The following is an 18,684-nucleotide window of genomic DNA, read 5'->3' on the forward strand; positions in this document are numbered from 1 at the left end:
GTGTCATGACCGTCAACCTGGGGATGCCCACGGCTCCCGCCCCCGTGCTGGCGCCGCGCAAGCCGACCCGCCGCATCAACGTGGGCAAGGTGCCGGTCGGTGGGGGAGCGCCGGTCTCGGTGCAGTCGATGACCACCACCAAGACCACCGACATCAACGGCACCCTGCAGCAGATCGCCGAGCTCACCGCGTCCGGCTGCGACATCGTGCGCGTCGCCGTGCCCAGCCAGGACGACGCCGACGTGCTGCACATCATCGCCAAGAAGAGCCAGATCCCGGTCATCGCCGACATCCACTTCCAGCCCAAGTACGTGTTCGCCGCGATCGACGCCGGCTGTGCGGCCGTCCGGGTGAACCCGGGCAATATCCGCCAGTTCGACGACAAGGTGGGCGAGATCTCCAAGGCGGCCGCGGACGCCGGGATCAGCCTGCGCATCGGCGTCAACGCCGGCTCGCTCGACAAGCGGCTGCTGGCCAAGTATGGCGGTCCTACTCCGGAGGCGCTCGTCGAGTCGGCGCTGTGGGAGGCGTCCCTGTTCGAGGAGCACGGCTTTCTCGACTTCAAGATCTCGGTCAAGCACAACGACCCGATCGTGATGGTGCAGGCCTACCGGCAGCTGTCGGCCCAATGCGACTACCCGCTGCACCTGGGCGTCACCGAGGCGGGCCCGGCGTTCCAGGGCACCATCAAGAGCTCGGTCGCCTTCGGCATCCTGCTGTCCGAGGGCATCGGCGACACGATCCGGGTCTCGCTGTCGGCGCCGCCGGCCGAAGAGGTGAAGGTCGGCAACAAGATCCTGGAGTCGCTCAACCTGCGCCCGCGCAAGCTCGAGATCGTCTCCTGCCCCAGCTGCGGACGCGCCCAGGTCGACGTCTACACGCTCGCCGAAGAGGTCACCAAGGGCCTCGAGGGGATGAGCGTGCCGCTGCGCGTCGCCGTGATGGGCTGCGTCGTCAACGGTCCCGGTGAGGCCCGCGAGGCCGACCTCGGGGTGGCCTCCGGCAACGGCAAGGGCCAGATCTTCGTCAAGGGCGAGGTGATCAAGACCGTTCCCGAATCCGAGATCGTGCAGACGCTGATCACCGAGGCGAACCGGATCGCCGCCGACATGGAGCCGACGGGGCAGGCGCCCGAGGTGACGGTGGGGTGAGGCGTAGCCGGGTTCTCGGCGAGCGCGATGATGCGCTCGTCGCCCGGCTGCTGGACGCCGACCCCGTCCAGCACTGCTTCGTCGCATCCCGGGTGGAGGCCGGCGTGCTGCGCACCGGCACCCCGGGCGAGTTGTGGGGCTACCCCGCGAAGGCCCCGACATCCTTGCTGCACGTCGGGGCCAACCTGGTCACCGTGAACGCCGACGACGAAGCCCTCGACGCGTTCGCCGCCGACATCGGCCGCTGGCGTTCCTTCGTGGCCATCGTCGGGCCGAGCGCGCACGCCCTCGGGCTGTGGCGGCGGCTGTCGGAACGCTGGCCCGCCACCTACGCCGGCGCCCGGCTGGTCCGTCCGCGGCAACTGCTGATGGCCTGCGCGACGCCCAGCCCGGCCGAGCCCGACCCGCGGGTCGCGCTCGCGACACCGGCCGTGTACGAAAGCTACCTGCGCGGCGCGGTCGCCATGTACCGCGAAGAGTTGGAGGAGGACCCGCTGAACTCCAACCCGGCCGGCTACCGCCACTACGTGAGCACCCTGATCGTCGGGGCGCGCGCTTTCGCGATCGTCGAGAACGACGAGGTGATCTTCAAGGCCGACCTGGGCGCGATGAGCGCGAAGGTGGCACAGGTGCAGGGCGTGTGGGTCACGCCCCGCCTGCGCGGACGCGGCCTGTCGATTCCCGCGATGGCCGCGGTCACCAACGCGGTGGTCGGCCAGGGACGGGTGGCGTCGCTGTACGTCAACGACTTCAACACCCCGGCCGTCGCCTGCTACCAACGTTGCGGCTACGAGGTGGTCGGGGAGTTGGCGTCGGTCCTGTTCTGAGGTTCCCGCGCCCGCGAGTGTCGCCAGGGTCGCGGGACGGCCTGCTCGTTAGCATCGGGCCCATGCACTTGCGCGCGTCCCGTACCGCCAGGGCTGCGCTGGTCGTGGCCGCGGCTCTCGCGCTGGCGTTGGCCGGCTGCGGGAGGTTACCGGACGCGCCGCTGGACCGTCTGCCCGAACCGCCGATCCCCAAGACGGTCAGCGTCACCGTCAGCGGCGACCTGCTGTGGCACAACGGGCTGGTCCAGGACGCCGCCGAGGCTGGGAAGGCCCGGGGAGTCGACTACGACTTCGAGCCGTTGTTCGCGAACGTCTGCGGCTACATCGAGGACGCCGACGTGTCGGTGTGCCACATGGAGGTGCCGGTGGTGCCCGAGGGCAGAAAGCCCAGCGGATACCCCGCCTTTGGGTCGCCGCCCGAGACGGTGGCGGCGTCGAAGGCGATTGGCTTCGACTACTGCACGACGGCGTCCAACCACACCTTCGACCGCGGATGGGCCGGCCTGACCCGCACCCTCGATGTGTTGGACGCGCAGGGCATCGCGGCGGCCGGCAGCTACCGGACGAAAGCGGCGTCGGAGGCTTCGCCCGCCCTCGTCACCACCGAACGCGGCGTGAAGGTCGCCGTGGTCGCGGGCACCTACGACGTCAACGGTGACGGGCCGGGCGCCGCGCGCGCCTGGTCGATCGACATGCTGGACGCCGAGCGGATGATCGCCCGCGGCGAGGCCGCGCGCCGGGCCGGGGCGCAGATCGTGCTCGCCGCCATGCATGCCGGCACCGAATACCAGCACAAGCCGAACCAGGAGCAGTTCGAGTCTGGCCAGGACGCTCGCCGAGTCCGGCGTGTTCGACCTGGTCTACGGCCACCACGCGCACGTGGCGCAGCCGTGGGAGCAGATCAACGGCGTCTGGGTGGTGTACGGCGGCGGGAACCTGGTCGGCCAGATGCGGGTCAACACGCCGCGCGCCTGGGAGCAGTACCTGGCCCGGATCACCTTCGAGCGCCGCGGCGATGTGCCCGACGGCGAGCGCCCCTATGCGGCGGCCAAGGCCGAATACCTGCCGCTGCTGATGACCCTCAGCGAGCCCGGCAAGCCCGCCCGCGTCCTCGATGTCAACAAATCCCTCGCCGACGGCACCGGCGACACGGCGCGACTGACGACGGCCAAGGAGCAGATCGCCAAGGCGGTGCGCCTGCTGGGGGCTGAGGGCATCGAGGAGATCGGCGCGGTCCGGTGACGGCCGGCGCCCCGGTGGGCCGGTGAGGGCACTAGACTCTGCGTCCGTGATCACGCGCATGTCTGAGCTGTTCGTCCGCACGCTTCGCGAGGACCCCGCCGACGCCGAGGTGCCCAGCCACCGCTGGCTCGTCCGGGCCGGGTACGTCCGCCGCGTCGCCCCCGGCATCTACAGCTGGCTGCCGCTGGGCCTGCGGGTCTTGCAGAAGGTCGAGCAGATCGTCCGCGAAGAGATGAACGCGATGGGCGCGCAAGAGGTGCGCTTCCCCGCGCTGCTGCCTCGCGACCCCTACGAGGCGACCAACCGCTGGACCGAATACGGCCCCAACTTGTTCCGTCTCGCCGACCGCAAGGGCACCGACCTGCTGCTCGGGCCGACCCATGAGGAGATGTTCACCCTGATGGTGAAGGATCTCTACTCCTCGTACAAGGACCTGCCGCTGTCGCTGTACCAGATCCAGACCAAGTACCGGGACGAGGCGCGTCCCCGGGCCGGCCTGCTGCGCGGGCGCGAGTTCGTGATGAAGGATTCCTACTCCTTCGACATCGACGACGCCGGCCTGCAGGCGTCCTATGACGCGCACCGGGCCACCTACCAGCGCATCTTCGAACGCCTCGGGCTGGAATACGTGATCGTATCGGCCACCTCGGGCGCGATGGGCGGCTCGGCGTCGGAGGAGTTCCTCGCCCTGGCCGAGATCGGCGAGGACACCTTCGTGCGCAGCCCGGGCGGCTACGCGGCCAACGTCGAGGCCGTGCAGCGGCCGCTCGCGCCTGCCCAGGACGCCGCGGGCGTCCCGGCCGCGCATGTCGAGGACACCCCCGACTCGCCGACCATCGAGTCGCTGGTGGCGCTGTCGAACGAGCGGTTCCCGCGCTCGGACCGCGCCTGGGAGGCGTCCGACACGCTGAAGAACGTGGTGTTCATGCTGGTCAACCCCGACGGGAGCCGGACGCCGCTGGCCATCGGCCTGCCCGGCGACCGCGAGGTCGACATGAAGCGCCTGGAGGCGGCCGTCGCCCCGGCCGAGGTGGAGCCGTTCGGCGAGGCCGACTTCGAGCGCTACCCGAGCCTGGTCAAGGGCTACATCGGCCCGCGCCGTCCCGGCAGCGATGTGGGGGTGGGCCTGGACGCCGGCGGCCACGGCGTCCGCTATCTGACCGACCCGCTGGTTGTCGAGGGCACCCGCTGGATCACCGGCGCCAACCAGGCCGGCCACCACGTCTACGACCTGGTCTGCGGGCGCGACTTCGCCTCTGACGGCGTCCTGGACGTCGCCGCGATCCGCGAGGGCGACCCGGCCCCCGACGGTTCTGGGCCGCTCGGCCTGGCCCGTGGCATCGAGATGGGCCACATCTTCCAGCTCGGCCGCAAATACGCCGAGGCGCTCGGCCTGAAGGTGCTCGATCCGAACGGCAAGCTGGTCACGGTCACCATGGGCTCCTACGGCGTCGGCGTCTCGCGCGCGGTCGCGGCGGTCGCCGAGGCGAGCTGCGACGACAAGGGCCTGTGCTGGCCGCGCAACCTGGCGCCGTTCGACGTGCACATCATCGCGACCGGCAAGGAGCAGGCCGCCGCCGACTTCGCCGCCGGCCTCGCCGCGACCCTGGACGCCGCCGGCATCGCCGTGCTGCTGGACGACCGCAAGGCCTCCCCGGGGGTGAAGTTCACCGACGCCGAACTGCTCGGCATGCCCACCTCGGTCGTCGTCGGGCGCACCCTGGCCCAGGGCTTCGTCGAGGTGCGCGACCGCGCCAGCGGCGACAAGTCCGAGGTGGCCGCGGACGCCGTCGCCGAACAACTGATCGCGCTGCTGCGTCCGTGATCCCGGCCGGCAGGCACGGTGCCTGGGTGACCGAGCTCGGGCGTGGCCCGTGTCGTCTCCGCCGTCCAGGTGATCCGGGCCTGCAGGCAAGGTGCCTGGGTGACCGGGGTGAGTATGGTGCATCCGCTGCGCCGGATCATCACGGCCGCGGCACCGTCATGACCGGCGGTGTATGCGTGACCGGCGGTGTGCGGGCGTGATCGGAATGGTGCAGACATGAGCGGCATGGTGCGTCCGCTTTGGCGAGGGCTGCATGCGCCTGCGCGTGAGCGGAACGGCGTGAGCGCGACCGGAATGGTGTGGCGGTGACCGGGCTGGAGTTGCCCCTGCTGACGATCGTCTTGCTCGTCGCGGCGTCCTTTCTGGCGGGGTGGGTGGATTCGATCGTCGGTGGCGGCGGGCTGATCCAGTTGCCGGCGCTGCTGATCGGCATGCCGGCCGACGCGCCGGTTCCGACCATCGCGGGGACGAACAAGGTGCCGTCCGCGATGGGTACCTCGGTGGCGGCGGTCACCTATCTGCGCCGCGTCCGGATCCCGTGGGCCGCGCTCATTCCGCTGGTCGGGTTCTCGGCGCTCGGCTCCTCGCTGGGGGCGCAGCTCACCCACTTCCTGGACCGGGCTGCGTTCACCCCGCTCGTGCTGGCCGCGATCGTCGGGGTGGGCTGGTACACCTGGCGGCGTCCGCAACTCGGTCTGCATCATCAGGTGCGGCACACCGGCTGGCGTGCGTTCGGGTGGCTGTCGCTGATCGGGCTGATGGTGGGCATGTGGGACGGCTTCATCGGTCCCGGTACCGGTTCGTTCTTCCTGATCCTGATCGTCGCCGTGATGGGCTTCGAGTTCCTGGTGGCGACCGCTTTGGCAAAGGTGGCGAACCTGACCACCAACCTGGCCGCCATCGCCGTGTTCGGCCTGTCCGGCAACATCTGGTGGGGACTCGGTCTGGTGATGGGCGTCGCGAACCTGCTCGGCGGCCTGATCGGCGCCACTATGGCTCTGCGGCACGGCAACGGCTTCGTCCGCAAGGTGTTCCTGGTCGTGATCGTCGCCCTCGGCCTGCGGCTGTCCTGGGACATGCTCGCCCCGGTAATCGGCTTCTAGCGCCCCAGCATCCCTGCCGTCCGACCCTGACCACCCGGTTGTGCCCTCTGACACCCACGAACCCCGGCGTGTGCACGCCCGCCCGGTCGCGCCCGCCCGCTCGGCTCGCGCACGCCCGCTCGGCTCGGCTCGCGAACGCTGGCGCAGGTCGCGCGTGCCGGCTCAGGTCGCGCGTGCCCGGGCTACACGCTCGCGGACACACTGACCTCGATCGGCGCCCGTCGGGTCGCGCGCGCCCGGGTTACGCACAGTCGCTCGCCACGCCGCCTGGTCTCCATACCGTCGCCCTGTTTCCTACCCGGGCGACGGCAACTAACCCGGGCGGCATACCGTCGGTCGCCGGCAGGCGCACGAGTCGCACCGTTGCCGACGACCGAACGCGACTCCTCGCTGCCCAGGGTCAACCTTGCCGCGTGCTTGGGCCACGCCAGTCCCTTCGCGCGCACGAGTTGCACGGTTGCGCACGACATTTCGTAGGCAACCGTGCAACTCGTGCGCGCGAATGAGCCGCCACCCTGGGCGCCGGCGGTCAGCCCCACGGGTGACATCGTCGTGACCCTGGGCGACGAACCCGCGAGACCTCTGGGCGCACCGGTGGTCGATTTCCATGTCCAGATTCACCCGCCGTCGCGTTTGCCCTTGTCGTGGATCCTCCCCTCGCATCTGGACATAGAAATCGACCATGCGTGCGCGCGGCCGGCCGCCCTGACGGTGGTCAGTCCGGGGGAGACGTCCTGGGGACTTGTGGGCGAGGTGGGTCAACGCCGAGGAGGTACTTGGCTCACCTGGGCCCACGCGACGCAGTGAGGTACTGGACGCGCCCGGGTGCGCGTGCGACCCTGGTCGAATCCGGCGATCGTGAGGTGGTGGCCATGCTCGGTGGGTGGGCGCGGGAAGCGCGCGGCGTGTCGTGGACCGTTGCGGTTCCCCTCGTGGCCGCCTCCGCGTCGGGTGTGTTCGTCGTGGCCGCGGCAGGCCGGCCCGGAGTCGGCGCGGCCGGGCACCCGGTGGTGATGGCGATGATGGTGGCCGCAACGGGCGTCGTGGTGGCGTCCGGGACTCAGATGCGGCCCAGCTGGGACACCTGGAGGCGTGTCCTCGGCGTCCTCGCCGCCGTGATGGCCGGCTATCCGGGACTGTGGGCCGTGGCGGCACTCGTCTCGGACGCGCACCCCGACACCGGGGCTAGTTGGCTGACCGCCGTGGTCGCCGCCATGGCCCATCTGCCACTGATCGCGGGCTTTGCCGTGCTTCCGCTGCTCGCGGGCAGATATCTCGGACGCGGTCGTGGCCTGGGCGTGCTGCGCGGGGTCGCCGCGCTAGGTCTGGCCGCGCTGGTGAGCTTCGTGCTGTTCTTCGACGGCTTCGCGCCGCTCGCCGCCCGTCCGCTGATCGACTCGTCACCCGGTGCCGCGGTGGGCGCCGCTCTCAACGGACTCTTCCTCGCGAGCGTCCTGGTCGGCCCCGGCGCTGCGCTGGTGGCGGCCTGGCATGCCGAGGGCGCCGCGACCCGCCGCCTCGCGCTCGTCGCGGGATCCTCGCTCGCCGGGACGGCGCTCGTCATGCTCTGCTCCGGTATGACCGGGATGGCTGAACTCGGGGCGGTTGCCGTGTTGACCGGCATGTACCTGGCCCTCGCGGTGGTCGTCGCGGGGTGCACGCACGCGCTGGTGGTCGCGTTGCCCGAGCAGGTCGATGCCGGCGCGGATGATGACGGCGCCACCGACGCGCAGGTGACCGATCGTGGGGTGGAGCACTCACCCGGCTCGGCAGCATCGCCAAGGGCGACAGCGGGCGCGGCCGTCGCACCGAGCATCCGCGATCGGGGCTTGGCGGGCGGCGTCCACCGGCTGACGACCAGGGAGGGCGAGGTGCTGGCCTTGCTCGCCGAGGGCCTGTCGAACGCCGGGATCGCGCAGCGGCTGGTGCTCTCGGAGCGGACGGTTGACGCGCACCTGCGCTCGGTATTCACCAAGCTCGACCTGCCGCACAGTCCCGAACACAACCGGCGTGTGCACGCCGTCAACATCTATCGGACGACGTCCCGCTGAAGCCCGGCGGTCAACCCAGCATCGCCGTGTCGCGGATGCATGCTCAACGGGCGGTGCCGCTGAAGCCCCGGCGGTGACGCAGAGTCGTGGCGCAGCGGGGGGACGCCTCAACGTCGTCGGGCGGCGTCGGCGGTCGGGGCGGCAAGTTAGGCGAAAAGGCCGATGCCCTAGCCGGGGTTGGTTTCTACGGTCGGGAGGACCACCTTCTCACCGACCAAAGGAGTCCCGATGCGCCGCTGTCTCACCGTGCTGGCCCTGGTCTGGCTGGCCTTCGTCATCATCTTCCCGTTCGCCGCCGCAGGAGACACCAGCTTCCTGCACATCACCTTCCACGTGATCCAGCTCATGCTGGTGGTGCCGGCGCTGTGGCTGGTGAACCGCGTGCGCGTGGACGCCGTCACGCGTCCCGTCCGTTGGACCGCGACCCTGATGATCGTGACCCTGATCGGTGCGATCGCCGGCATCGTCGGCGAGATGGCCGTCGCGGTCGCTCGACTCGCCCACGACGGCTGGGTCGACCGGGACACCGCCGACCTGTGGGAGCACGGGCCGCACGTCACGATCTCCACCCTGACCATCCCGTCGATGATGCTGAGCATGCTGCTCTCGGTGGTCCTCGTGGTCGTGATGGCTCTCGGACGCCGGTCCTCAGGTGCGGCCCGCTCGCGGGAGTCCGTATCCCGGTGAGCCGGCGGAGTTCCGGCCGATCCGTGCGCACGAGTTGCACGGTTGCGCACGACATTTCGTAGGCAACGGTTCAACTCGTGCGCACGAACGAGCATGGGGAGGACAGGGCTGCGGTCAGGTCACCACTCCCGGGGGAAGCGCCGTGTCTCAGGTGGACGGCAGACCGGGCCAACGCTCGAGGAGTCCGCCCCAGCGGGGGATGTCGACGGCGAGATCGGCGAGTGCGGCGGCGAGCGGCTGCCGGAGCGCATGGTCGCCGTGAGCCAGGGAGCGTCCCAGGATCGGCAGCGCGGCGGCCTGAAGGCGCGCGACCATCGCGATCGCCTCCTCGGCGCTCGCCGGGCGTGCCACCTCGAACCATGGTGGCGCGGGGCTGGGGGTGGCGGATGTCGCGCGCGCGAGTGCGTCCAGGGTGTCGCGCAGATTCGTCCAGAACGTCATCCGGGCGGCCAGTCGCGCCCGGTTCTCCGCGCTCAAGCCGGGATGGCCGGCGGCCACCTGAAGTCCGTAGAGCGCGGCGTTCGCGGCGTCCAGTGCTGCCTGGAACGCCTCGCCGGCGGATTGCGGTGCCGGCCGCAGCACGCCGCGGGCCGGCTCACGGGTGGCGGACGGCCTGGGCAGCTGGGTGCGTAGCGCTGCGCACCATGCGGCCATGGACGCCCAGGTCAGCGGACGGGCCGTGGACGCGTCGAGGGCCTGCGCGGTGAATGCCGCGGACGCCTCGTCGAGGGCGTCCTCGAGGGCGGCGAGCGCCTTCGCGGCGTCCGGTGCGGACGGGGTCGTGGTCGAACCCGCCGGGCCAGCCGCGGGATCGCCCGACGCTCCCGGCGTCCCCGCAGGACCGGCCGAGGCCGCACCCGACGGATCGGCGGAGGCGCGGCCTGACGGATCGGCGGAGGCGCGGCCTGACGGATCGGCGGAGGCGCCGCCGGACGGATCGGCCGTGGTCCCACGCGCGCTCGGCACGGCCAACGAGGTGGCGGCGTGCTGCTCATCGTTGACACCGTGCGCCCACGCGATCAGGTCTGTCTGCGCGGCGGTGAGATCAGCGGACGCCGCCGCGTCCAGCCGGATGCGCAACGCGGCGAGGGCCGCATGACCGGGCACGGACGGATTGGGTGCCGACGCCGGGGGAGCGCCGCCGGGTTCGAGGACGCCGCAACCGCCCAGCGCCGTCAGGGCGACGCCCGCGGCGCCTCCCAGCAGCAGACGTCGGCTCAGCACCCTGCGAGGCTACACCGGCCGATGCACGGTCACCCCGGTGGCTGCCCTGATCGGGCGCGGCTAGACTGTCGAGAACAACTGCACGGCCACAACAGGAACGGGGAACCATGAAACAGCAAGCGATTACCGCACTCGTGGGCCCTGTGGTGGCCCGGTGCGGGCTCGAAGTCGACCGGATCGAGATCGCTTCGGCGGGCAAGCGCAGCGTGCTGCGCGTCTTCCTCGACGGTGACGGCCCTGAGGGCCGTGGTCCCTCCCTGGATGAGATCGCCGACGCGACGCGCGCGCTGAGCGCGGCCCTCGACGCCTCGTCGGCCACCGGCAATGCGCCCTACACGCTCGAGGTGTCCAGCCGCGGCGTGAACCGTCCGCTCACCGAGCCCAAGCACTTCCGCCGCAACACCGGACGCCTGGTCGCCCTCACCCTGGTCGACGGCTCGGTGACCGGGCGGATCACCGACACCGACGAGGCCGGCGTCGAACTCGACGTCGACGGCCAGCCGCGCCGCTTCGCCTACCCGACCATCACCAAGGCCGTCGTGCAGGCCGAGCTCCGCAAGGACGCCTTCGCCGACGACGCCGACGAACAGGAGTAAGGACCCATGGACATCGATATGGCGGCCCTGCGCGCCCTGGAGCGCGACAAGGACATTCCGATGGCGGTGCTGGTGGCCGCCATGGAGGAGGCGATCCTCAACGCCTACGAGAAGAGCCCGCAGCACGTGCGCGGCGCCCGCGTCGAACTCGACACCAAGACCGGAACCTTCTCCGTGATGGCCCCCGAGCGCGACGACGAGGGCGAGATCGTCGGCTGGTACGCCGACACTCCGGCCGGCTTCGGGCGGGTGGCCGCCGCGACCGCCCGCCAGGTGATCGTGCAGCGGCTGCGCGAGGCCGAGGACGAGCAGAAGTTCGGCCATTTCTCCGCGAAGGAGGGCGACATCGTCACCGGCGTGATCCAGGCCGATCGCGACTCCAAGACGGTGCGTGTCGACCTGGGCCCGCTGGAGGCGATCATGCCGCCGGCCGAGCAGGTGCCCAACGAGCATTACGGCCACGGTCAGCGCCTCAAGGTGTACGTGGTCGCCGTCCGCCGCGAACCCAAGGGTCCGCAGGTGGTGGTCTCGCGCACGCACCCCAACCTGGTGCAGCGGCTGTTCAAGCTGGAGGTGCCCGAAATCGCCTCCGGCGTCGTCGAGATCAAGGCGCTCGCGCGTGAGGCCGGCTTCGCACCAAGATCGCGGTGAAGAGCAACGATGCGAACGTGTCGGCCAAGGGCGCCTGCATCGGCCCGATGGGCCAGCGGGTGCGCGCGATCATGAACGAGCTGGGCGGGGAGAAGATCGACATCGTCGACTATTCCGAGGACGGCGCGCAGTTCGTCGCCGAGGCGCTCAGCCCGGCGAAGGTGAGTTCGGTGACGGTCACCGACCAGTTCGCCAAGGCCGCCCGGGTGATCGTGCCCGACTACCAGTTGAGCCTGGCGATCGGACGGGAGGGCCAGAACGCCCGCCTCGCCGCGCGCCTGACCGGCTGGCGGATCGACATCCGCCCCGACACCCAGGCCTGATCTCAGAACCCAGGGTCTGAACCGCGGTTCCACATGACGGTGCCCCGCCCCCGAAAAGGGAGCGGGGCACCGGTGGGTTGAGGGGTGTCGGTCAGCGGCGACCACCCCCGATCACGCCGGCGTCCACGGCCTTCGTGACCGCGTCCGCCTCGGCCTGAGTCAGGGTGCCGGCGGTGACCGCCTCGTCGAGGCGGGTCTGCAGTTCGGCCGCGCGGGCAGCCTTCTGCTCATCAGCAATCGCCGTGAGCGCCTCGGTCACTTTCGCCTCATCGACGCCGAGGGCGGAGGCGAGCGCCTGGGCGAGCGCGGCCTGGCGGTCCGCCCGGGACGGCTTCGTGGATCCGGAGCCCCCATTGCCGGTGGAGCCCGCCTCCTGGCCGGCGTCGGTCTTCTTCTCCGGACGCAGGATCTCTCGCGCCGTCTTCAGCGCCTCGGAGACCTTCGCCTCGTCCAGCCCCAGCTTCTCGGCGAGCTTCGCCGCGCTGACCTCGCTCTTGCCGCCGCGCGCGCCGTGCTTGCCGCGGCCGTCCGGGCGGTCCTTGGTCTGGCCTCCCGAGGCTTGGCCCTCGGTGCCGGACGCCGCCGGCGTGGGCGAGGCGGTGGGGTCGGCCGCCTGCGCGACGGCGGCGAACCCCGCCGCGCCGGTGAGCACGAGCGCGCCGGTGCCGAGGCCCAGGCCGATCTTGTGACTGGTCTTCATGGTGTTCCTTTCGGTGGTCGTCTCTGACCACCATTGCGCCGTCCACAGCTGGCAACGTGCTGCGCCGGGGCTGTCATGACGCTGTGAAAGTACGGCGAACGGCCGGCCCCCGAAGGAGCCTGCCGTCCGGACAAAAGCGAGGAACGCGTAGGCGTCCGTCAGTGGGCGATGGCCTCGCCCGCGCCCGCGCCGGTCATCGAGCGCACCTCCATCTCGACGGCGAGTTCCTCATCGCCCCGCACCGGTGAGGTGATCGTGCCCAGCCAGCCGGCCAGGAAGGCCAGCGGAACCGAGATCAGCGCCGGGTTGGTGAGCGGGAACCAGGCGAAGTTGATCGCCTCGCCCAGCATCGCCGACTTCGAACCCGAGATGGAGGGGGAGAACACGATCAGCACCACCGAGCTGATCAGGCCGGTGTAGATCGACCAGACCGAGCCGCGGGTGTTGAACCGGCGCCAGTACATCGTGTACAGGATCGAGGGCAGGTTCGCCGAGGCCGCCACCGCGAAGGCGAGCGAGATCAGGAACGCGATGTTCTGGCCGTTGGCGAAGATGCCGCCGATGATGGCCAGGATGCCGATGACCACCGATGTGATCCGGGCGACCTTGACCTCTTGCTCGGGATCGGCGCTGCCGTTCTTGAGGATCGAGTTGTACACGTCGTGGGCGAACGAGGCGGACGCCGTGATGGTGAGACCCGCGACGACCGCGAGGATCGTGGCGAACGCGACACCGGAGATGATGCCCATGAAGATCTCCCCGCCCAGGTGCAGCGCGAGAAGCGGAGCCGCCGCGTTGGCGCCGCCGGGTGCGGCCAGAATCGCCTTCTGACCGACGAGTTGGGCCGCGCCCATCCCGAGCACCAAGGTGATCAGGAAGAAGATGCCGATGAGGGCGATGGCCCACACCGCGGAGCGGCGGGCTTCCTTCGCGGTGGGCACCGTGTAGAAGCGCATCAGCACGTGCGGCAGGCCGGACGGCCCGCCGACCAGGGCGATCGACAGTGACAGGAAGGACAGCTTGGTGAACTCGTTCGCGCCGTACTGCTGCATCGGCACGAGCAGGTCTTTGCCGTTGCCGATGGCCGGATCGAGAGCTGCGGCCTGTGCTCCGGCCAGCAGACCGGAGAGGTTGAAGCCGGAGCCGAACAGCACCAGCGCCGCCATGATCGCCGCACCGCCGACCAGCAGGACGGCCTTGATCATCTGCACCCAGGTGGTGCCCTTCATGCCGCCGATCAGCACGTAGACGACCATGAGCGCACCGACCAGCCCGATCACCAGCGACTGCATGGTGCGGTCCGACACGCCGAGCAGCAGCGCGACCAGACCACCCGCGCCGGCCATCTGGGCCAGCAGGTAGACGAACGAGATGACCAGGGTCGAGGTGGCGGCGGCGGTGCGGACCGGCTTCTGGTTCATCCGGAAGCTGAGCACGTCCGCCATCGTGTACTTGCCGGTGTTGCGCAGTGGCTCGGCGACCAGGAACAGCGCGACGATCCAGGCGACGAAGAAGCCGACCGAATACAGCAGGCCGTCGTAGCCGTACAGGGCGATGGCGCCGGTCACGCCGAGGAAGGCGGCGGCCGATAGGTAGTCGCCGGTGATGGCCAGGCCGTTTTGGCGGCCTGAGAAGGCGGCGCCACCGGTGTAGAAGTCGGACGCCTTCGACTTCTGCCGGGTGACCGCGATGACGATGCCGAGGGTGGCGGCCACGAACAGGGCGAAGACGCCGACGTTGATGGCCGGATTGCCGTACTGGGCGGCTTCCAGGAGGGTCATGACGTCGCTCCTTGCTCAAGACGGGCCTTGAGGGCGTGGGCGGTGGGGTCGAGCTTGGCGTTGGCGAAGCGGACGTAGGCCGCCGTCCACAGGTAGGTGACCGCGAACTGCGCCAGGCCGAGCAGGGTGCCGACGTTGATGGCGCCGATGGCCGGTGTCGACATGAAGCCGACCGCGTAAATCGACAGCAGGACGTAGGTGAAGTACGACACCAGGCCCGCCACCGTCATCGGGAAGGCGAACCGGCGGAAGCCGGAGCGGAGGTTGGTGTACTCCGGGGTCTGGGCGACCGCGAGGAAGGCGGCCGTGGACGGCGCCTGGTGCGGCTTTTCGGTGTGGACCAGTTCCGGCAGTGGCCAGTGGTCATCAGGCAGGTGGAATTCGGTCTCGTCGGTCCACCCCTCGGGTGGACGCAGGTCGGGATTGTGCGACATCGCAGCGCTCCTCACGCGGCCGGCGGGGCCATCATCGGCTCCGAGTTCTTGAAAGATAGGACACGTCGCCGAGAATCTCAACATCGAGATACTCCACGTCGAGTAACAGTTCGGTCAAGGCGTCCGCCGGATGTCTCGCACGATCGGCCGAGTTGTCGCCCACTACGCTAGGCGGGTGCCGATCAGGACGTGTGTGGGTTGTCGAAACCGTGACCAACAAGACGCCTTGTTGCGGGTGGCGTGGGGCCCGTCGGGGTTCGTGATCAGCCGGACGGCGCCCGGTCGGGGTGCGTGGATGCATCCGGGCTGTGGAGGGCTGGCATGGAGGCGGCGGGCCGTCCCCCGTGCGCTGCGCCTGGGCTCGGCGGACGTTGCGGGACTGAAGGATGTCCTCGCGCAGGTCGACTCACCGGCGTCCGCTTGGGCAAATCATGCGCCCTCGGAGTAGACTCTTCGTGCGCTTCGCGTGCTGTGCGCGAACACGACCAGAAGGTGGGCAATCGCTCATGACCACTCGATGAGTCCCCAGAAATGAGCATCTACAAGTAACTGGTCCGCGCGTGACGCGGGCCTGAAGGAGTGTTGTGGCCAAAGTCCGCGTCTATGAACTCGCCAAGGAGTTCGGACTCGAGAGCAAAGAGGTTCTGTCGATCCTCAAAGACATGGGCGAGTTCGTTCGCTCGGCGTCCTCGACCATCGAGCCGCCCGTCGTGCGACGGCTCACCGAAAAGCTGAAGGGCGGCCCGTCCGCACCGTCGGCACCCCAGACTTCGCAGGCGCCGCGCCCGTCGGCGCCCGCCCCGCGCCCCGGCGCGCCGGTTCCGTCCGCGCCCGCGCAACAGCGCCCGGCACCGGGCCCGCGCCCCGCGCCGGGTCCGCGCCCGAGCGCACCTGCACCGGTGCCCAGTGCGCCAGTGGTCAAGGCGCCTACCGCGCCGCAGCCCGCCGCTCCGGTGGCCCAGCCCGCCGCTCCGGTGGTCCAGCCCGGCGCTGCGGCACCGCGGTCCGGCGCTCCGGCTCCCGCTCCGCGTCCTGGTGCTCCCGCTCCCGGGCCTCGCCCGGCCGCTCCCGCACCGGGTCCGCGTGCCGGCACGCCCGGCGGGGCGCCGCGTCCTGGTGCTCCCGCTCCCGGGCCTCGTCCGGGTGCGCCGCGCCCGGGTGCGCCGCGTCCCGGAGGCACCGGCGGACTGCCCGGCCAGGGCGGCCAGCGCCGCCCCGGTGGTGCGCCGCGTCCGGGCAACAACCCGTTCGCGTCCTCGCAGGGCATGGGCGTGCGTCGTCCGCGTCCCGATGGTCAGGGTGCGCCCGGCCGTCCCGGTGCGCCCGGGCGTCCCGGCCCGCGCCCCGGTGCTGAAGGTGGCGCGCCGCGCATGCCGCGTCCGGGGGGTACCGGCGGTATGCCGCGTCCCAACCCCGCCATGATGCCGAAGCAGGCGTCCAACCAGCTCACCCCGGTCGGCGCGCGTCCTGCGCGTCCCGGCGGCGCGGGTGGTCCCGGCCGCGGGCGTCCCGGTGGCGGCGGTGGCCGTCCCGGCATGGGCGGTGGCCCCTCCGGCCCGATCGGTGGCGGCGGTGGCCGTGGCCGTGGTGGTCGCGCGGGTGGCGGCACCCAGGGTGCGTTCGGTCGTGCGGGGGGTCCCGCGCGCCGTGGCCGCAAGAGCAAGAAGGCGCGTCGCGCAGAGTTCGACCAGATGGAGGCCCCGACGATCGGTGGCGTCCGGATCAGGCAGGGTGACGGCCAGAAGGTCCGCCTGCGCCGCGGTGCCTCGCTGACCGACCTGGCCGAGAAGATCGGCGTCGAACCGGCATCGCTGGTGCAGGTGCTGTTCCACCTGGGCGAGATGGTCAACGCGACCCAGTCGGTGGCCGACGACACCCTGCAGGTGCTGGGTGCCGAGCTCAACTACGACATCGAGGTGGTCAGCCCCGAGGACGAGGATCGTGAGCTGCTCGAATCCTTCGACCTGGAGTTCGGCGAAGACCTCGGTGACGAGGACGACCTCGCGTCGCGTCCGCCGGTGGTCACCGTGATGGGTCACGTCGACCACGGCAAGACCAAGCTGCTGGACGCCCTGCGCCACACCAACGTGGTGGCCAAGGAGGCCGGCGGCATCACCCAGGCGATCGGTGCCTACCAGGTGAGCACCGAGGTCGGCGACGACGAGCGCAAGATCACCTTCATCGACACCCCGGGCCACGAGGCGTTCACCGCCATGCGTGCCCGCGGTGCCAAGTCGACCGACATCGCGGTGCTCGTGGTCGCGGCCGACGACGGTGTGATGCCTCAGACGATCGAAGCGCTCAACCACGCCCAGGCGGCCGACGTGCCGATCGTGGTCGCGGTCAACAAGATCGACAAGCCGGCGGCCGACCCGGTCAAGGTGCGCGGTGAGCTCACCGAGTACGGGCTGATCCCCGAGGAATACGGCGGCGACACCATGTTCGTCGACGTGTCCGCGGTCACCCGCGAGGGCCTGGACAATCTGCTCGAAGCCATCGTGCTCACGGCGGACGCCTCCCTCGACCTGCGCGCCAACCCCGACATGCCCGCCCAGGGCGTGGCGATCGAGGCGCACCTCGACAAGGGCCGCGGCCCGGTGGCCACCGTCCTGGTGCACCGCGGCACGCTGCACACCGGCGACTCGATCGTGGCCGGCTCGGCTCACGGCCGCGTCCGCGCCATGATCAACGACATGGGCGAAACCGTGGACTTCGCTCCGCCGTCGATGCCCGTGCAGGTGCTCGGTCTCACCTCGGTGCCCGGCGCCGGCGACAACTTCCTGGTCGTCGAGGACGACCGGATGGCTCGCCAGATCGCTGACAAGCGCGAAGCCCGTCAGCGCGCCGCCATGCTGGCCAAGACGACGCGTCGCAAGACGCTCGACCAGCTGTTCGAGCAGCTCGAGAAGGGCGAGACGCAGGAACTGCGCCTCATCCTGAAGGGCGACTCGGCCGGTTCGGTGGAGGCCCTGGAGGATTCGCTGGCCAAGATCGAGGTCGGCGACGAGGTGTCGCTGCGCGTCATCGACCGTGGCGTGGGTGCGATCACCGAGACGAACGTCTCGCTGGCCGCGGCCTCCGATGCCGTCATCATCGGCTACAACGTCCGCCCGCAGGGCAAGGCGACCCAGCTGGCCGACTCCGAAGGCGTCGACATCCGCTACTACTCGGTCATCTACGCGGCCATCGACGAAGTGGAAGCAGCCCTCAAGGGCATGCTCAAGCCGATCTTCGAAGAGAAGACGATGGGCCAGGCCGAGATCCGCGAGATCTTCCGCAGCTCCAAGTTCGGCACCATCGCCGGCTGCATGGTGCTCGATGGTCACATCAAGCGGAACGCCAAGGCGCGCCTGCTGCGTGACGGGGTGGTCGTCTCCGAGACCTCCATCGCGTCGCTGCGTCGCGAGAAGGACGATGTCACCGATGTGCGCGAAGGGTACGAGTGCGGTCTGACCCTGCACAACTACTCCGACATCAAGAACGGCGACATCATCGAGACCTACGAGATGGTCGAGAAGCCGCGCGACTGAGTTCGTGAGTTCGTTAGGGGCGGGACGCTGAGGCGTCCCGCCCCTTTCGTTTGCCGGCCTGCTTCGTGTGGCGGACGGCGCGGTGGTCGAGTTTCCTGAATGGTCGCGTGCAGCGCGGTGGTGCCCGGCCTCGCGCCGGCGTTGGTCCGCTTCCGTCGGTGCAGTGGTCGGGGCTGCCTGGGTGGTCACGTGCGGCGCGGTCGCGCCTTTGGGTCGGCCCGAGTCCGGGTTTGGGTTGTGGTGTGGTTTTCCTGGATGGTCGCGTGCGGCGCGGCGGTGCCCGGTCCCGCCCAGGGCCAGCGATGCGCGAGCGCATCGCGGCCTTTATGCCCGCCACGCCCCCACCGGGCACCGCCGCGCCGCACTCGGTTTCCCGGTGGTGTTGTCGGTGGTGGTTGCGTTGGGCGTGAAGGGCGGCCGCGCGTGAAGACGCGTCGTGCGGAAGTGTGAGCCGGCATCCGTACCGCTGCCCACCGTCCGCCGCAGATCAGCGCCCGTTGACCAGGTTGATCGCGTTGACGCAGAACAGGATGCATCGCTGCCCAGGGTCCGCCGCAGA

The 18,684-nt window shown here is 70.5% G+C and carries 14 protein-coding genes and 2 pseudogenes; 12 read left to right on the forward strand and 4 right to left on the reverse strand.

Translation table 11 applies throughout. From position 1 onward, the window contains the following. Positions 1–5: 5 nt before the first annotated feature. The 8 genes and pseudogenes from ispG to QM708_RS14795 all read left to right on the forward strand — a co-directional run bounded on the left by ispG (position 6) and on the right by QM708_RS14795 (position 8,886). Complete coding sequence (ispG, locus tag QM708_RS14760; RefSeq protein ID WP_415110178.1) at positions 6–1,151, forward strand: flavodoxin-dependent (E)-4-hydroxy-3-methylbut-2-enyl-diphosphate synthase; 1,146 nt, start codon at positions 6–8, stop codon at positions 1,149–1,151. After that, complete coding sequence (locus tag QM708_RS14765; protein WP_415110181.1) at positions 1,148–1,978, forward strand: GNAT family N-acetyltransferase; 831 nt, start codon at positions 1,148–1,150, stop codon at positions 1,976–1,978. Before ispG ends, QM708_RS14765 begins: the two co-directional genes overlap by 4 nt. Positions 1,979–2,040: 62 nt before the next feature. Beyond that, positions 2,041–2,703: pseudogene (locus QM708_RS14770) on the forward strand (CapA family protein); the annotation flags it as partial. Between the two features lie 46 nt (positions 2,704–2,749). Continuing rightward, on the forward strand, positions 2,750–3,220 hold the full coding sequence (locus tag QM708_RS14775) for a CapA family protein (RefSeq protein ID WP_415110184.1): 471 nt from the start codon (positions 2,750–2,752) through the stop codon (positions 3,218–3,220). Positions 3,221–3,278: 58 nt separating this feature from the next. Next, entirely contained in the window at positions 3,279–5,045 is a 1,767-nt protein-coding gene (locus QM708_RS14780) for a proline--tRNA ligase (RefSeq protein ID WP_415110187.1), read from the forward strand. 305 nt (positions 5,046–5,350) lie between these two features. Next, positions 5,351–6,148, forward strand: coding sequence for a sulfite exporter TauE/SafE family protein (locus QM708_RS14785; RefSeq protein WP_415110190.1), 798 nt, complete (start codon positions 5,351–5,353; stop codon positions 6,146–6,148). A gap of 932 nt (positions 6,149–7,080) precedes the next feature. Next, positions 7,081–8,199, forward strand: a complete 1,119-nt coding sequence (locus QM708_RS14790; RefSeq protein WP_415110193.1) for a helix-turn-helix transcriptional regulator — start codon at positions 7,081–7,083, stop codon at positions 8,197–8,199. Between the two features lie 228 nt (positions 8,200–8,427). Continuing rightward, complete coding sequence (locus QM708_RS14795) at positions 8,428–8,886, forward strand: hypothetical protein (protein ID WP_415110196.1); 459 nt, start codon at positions 8,428–8,430, stop codon at positions 8,884–8,886. A 147-nt stretch (positions 8,887–9,033) separates the two neighbouring features. Here the strand turns inward: QM708_RS14795 and QM708_RS14800 are convergent, their stop codons facing one another. Beyond that, entirely contained in the window at positions 9,034–10,110 is a 1,077-nt protein-coding gene (locus QM708_RS14800; RefSeq protein ID WP_415110198.1) for a DUF4439 domain-containing protein, read from the reverse strand. Positions 10,111–10,256: 146 nt separating this feature from the next. Between QM708_RS14800 and rimP the strand changes: the two genes are divergently transcribed. Next, entirely contained in the window at positions 10,257–10,706 is a 450-nt protein-coding gene (gene rimP, locus QM708_RS14805) for a ribosome maturation factor RimP (protein ID WP_415111462.1), read from the forward strand. Between the two features lie 6 nt (positions 10,707–10,712). Next, positions 10,713–11,680, forward strand: a pseudogene (gene nusA, locus QM708_RS14810) (transcription termination factor NusA). A 91-nt stretch (positions 11,681–11,771) separates the two neighbouring features. Here nusA and QM708_RS14815 read toward each other — a convergent pair. The 3 genes from QM708_RS14815 to QM708_RS14825 all read right to left on the reverse strand — a co-directional run bounded on the left by QM708_RS14815 (position 11,772) and on the right by QM708_RS14825 (position 14,595). Beyond that, entirely contained in the window at positions 11,772–12,380 is a 609-nt protein-coding gene (locus tag QM708_RS14815; RefSeq protein ID WP_415110201.1) for a hypothetical protein, read from the reverse strand. 158 nt (positions 12,381–12,538) lie between these two features. Further along, entirely contained in the window at positions 12,539–14,161 is a 1,623-nt protein-coding gene (locus QM708_RS14820; protein WP_415110204.1) for a cation acetate symporter, read from the reverse strand. Beyond that, entirely contained in the window at positions 14,158–14,595 is a 438-nt protein-coding gene (locus tag QM708_RS14825; protein WP_415110207.1) for a DUF485 domain-containing protein, read from the reverse strand. The genes QM708_RS14820 and QM708_RS14825 overlap by 4 nt, the downstream gene beginning before the upstream one ends. Before the next feature lie 130 nt (positions 14,596–14,725). On the opposite strand from QM708_RS14825, the gene QM708_RS14830 reads away from it, so the two are divergent. Beyond that, entirely contained in the window at positions 14,726–15,043 is a 318-nt protein-coding gene (locus tag QM708_RS14830) for a YlxR family protein (RefSeq protein ID WP_415110210.1), read from the forward strand. 136 nt (positions 15,044–15,179) lie between these two features. Further along, positions 15,180–18,125 carry a translation initiation factor IF-2 gene (gene infB, locus QM708_RS14835; protein ID WP_415110212.1) on the forward strand — a complete coding sequence of 982 codons (2,946 nt, stop codon included), beginning with the start codon at positions 15,180–15,182 and terminating at the stop codon, positions 18,123–18,125. Positions 18,126–18,684: the final 559 nt, after the last annotated feature.

The sequence above is a fragment of the Propioniciclava sp. genome (assembly GCF_047602245.1).
GTDB lineage: Bacteria > Actinomycetota > Actinomycetes > Propionibacteriales > Propionibacteriaceae > Propioniciclava.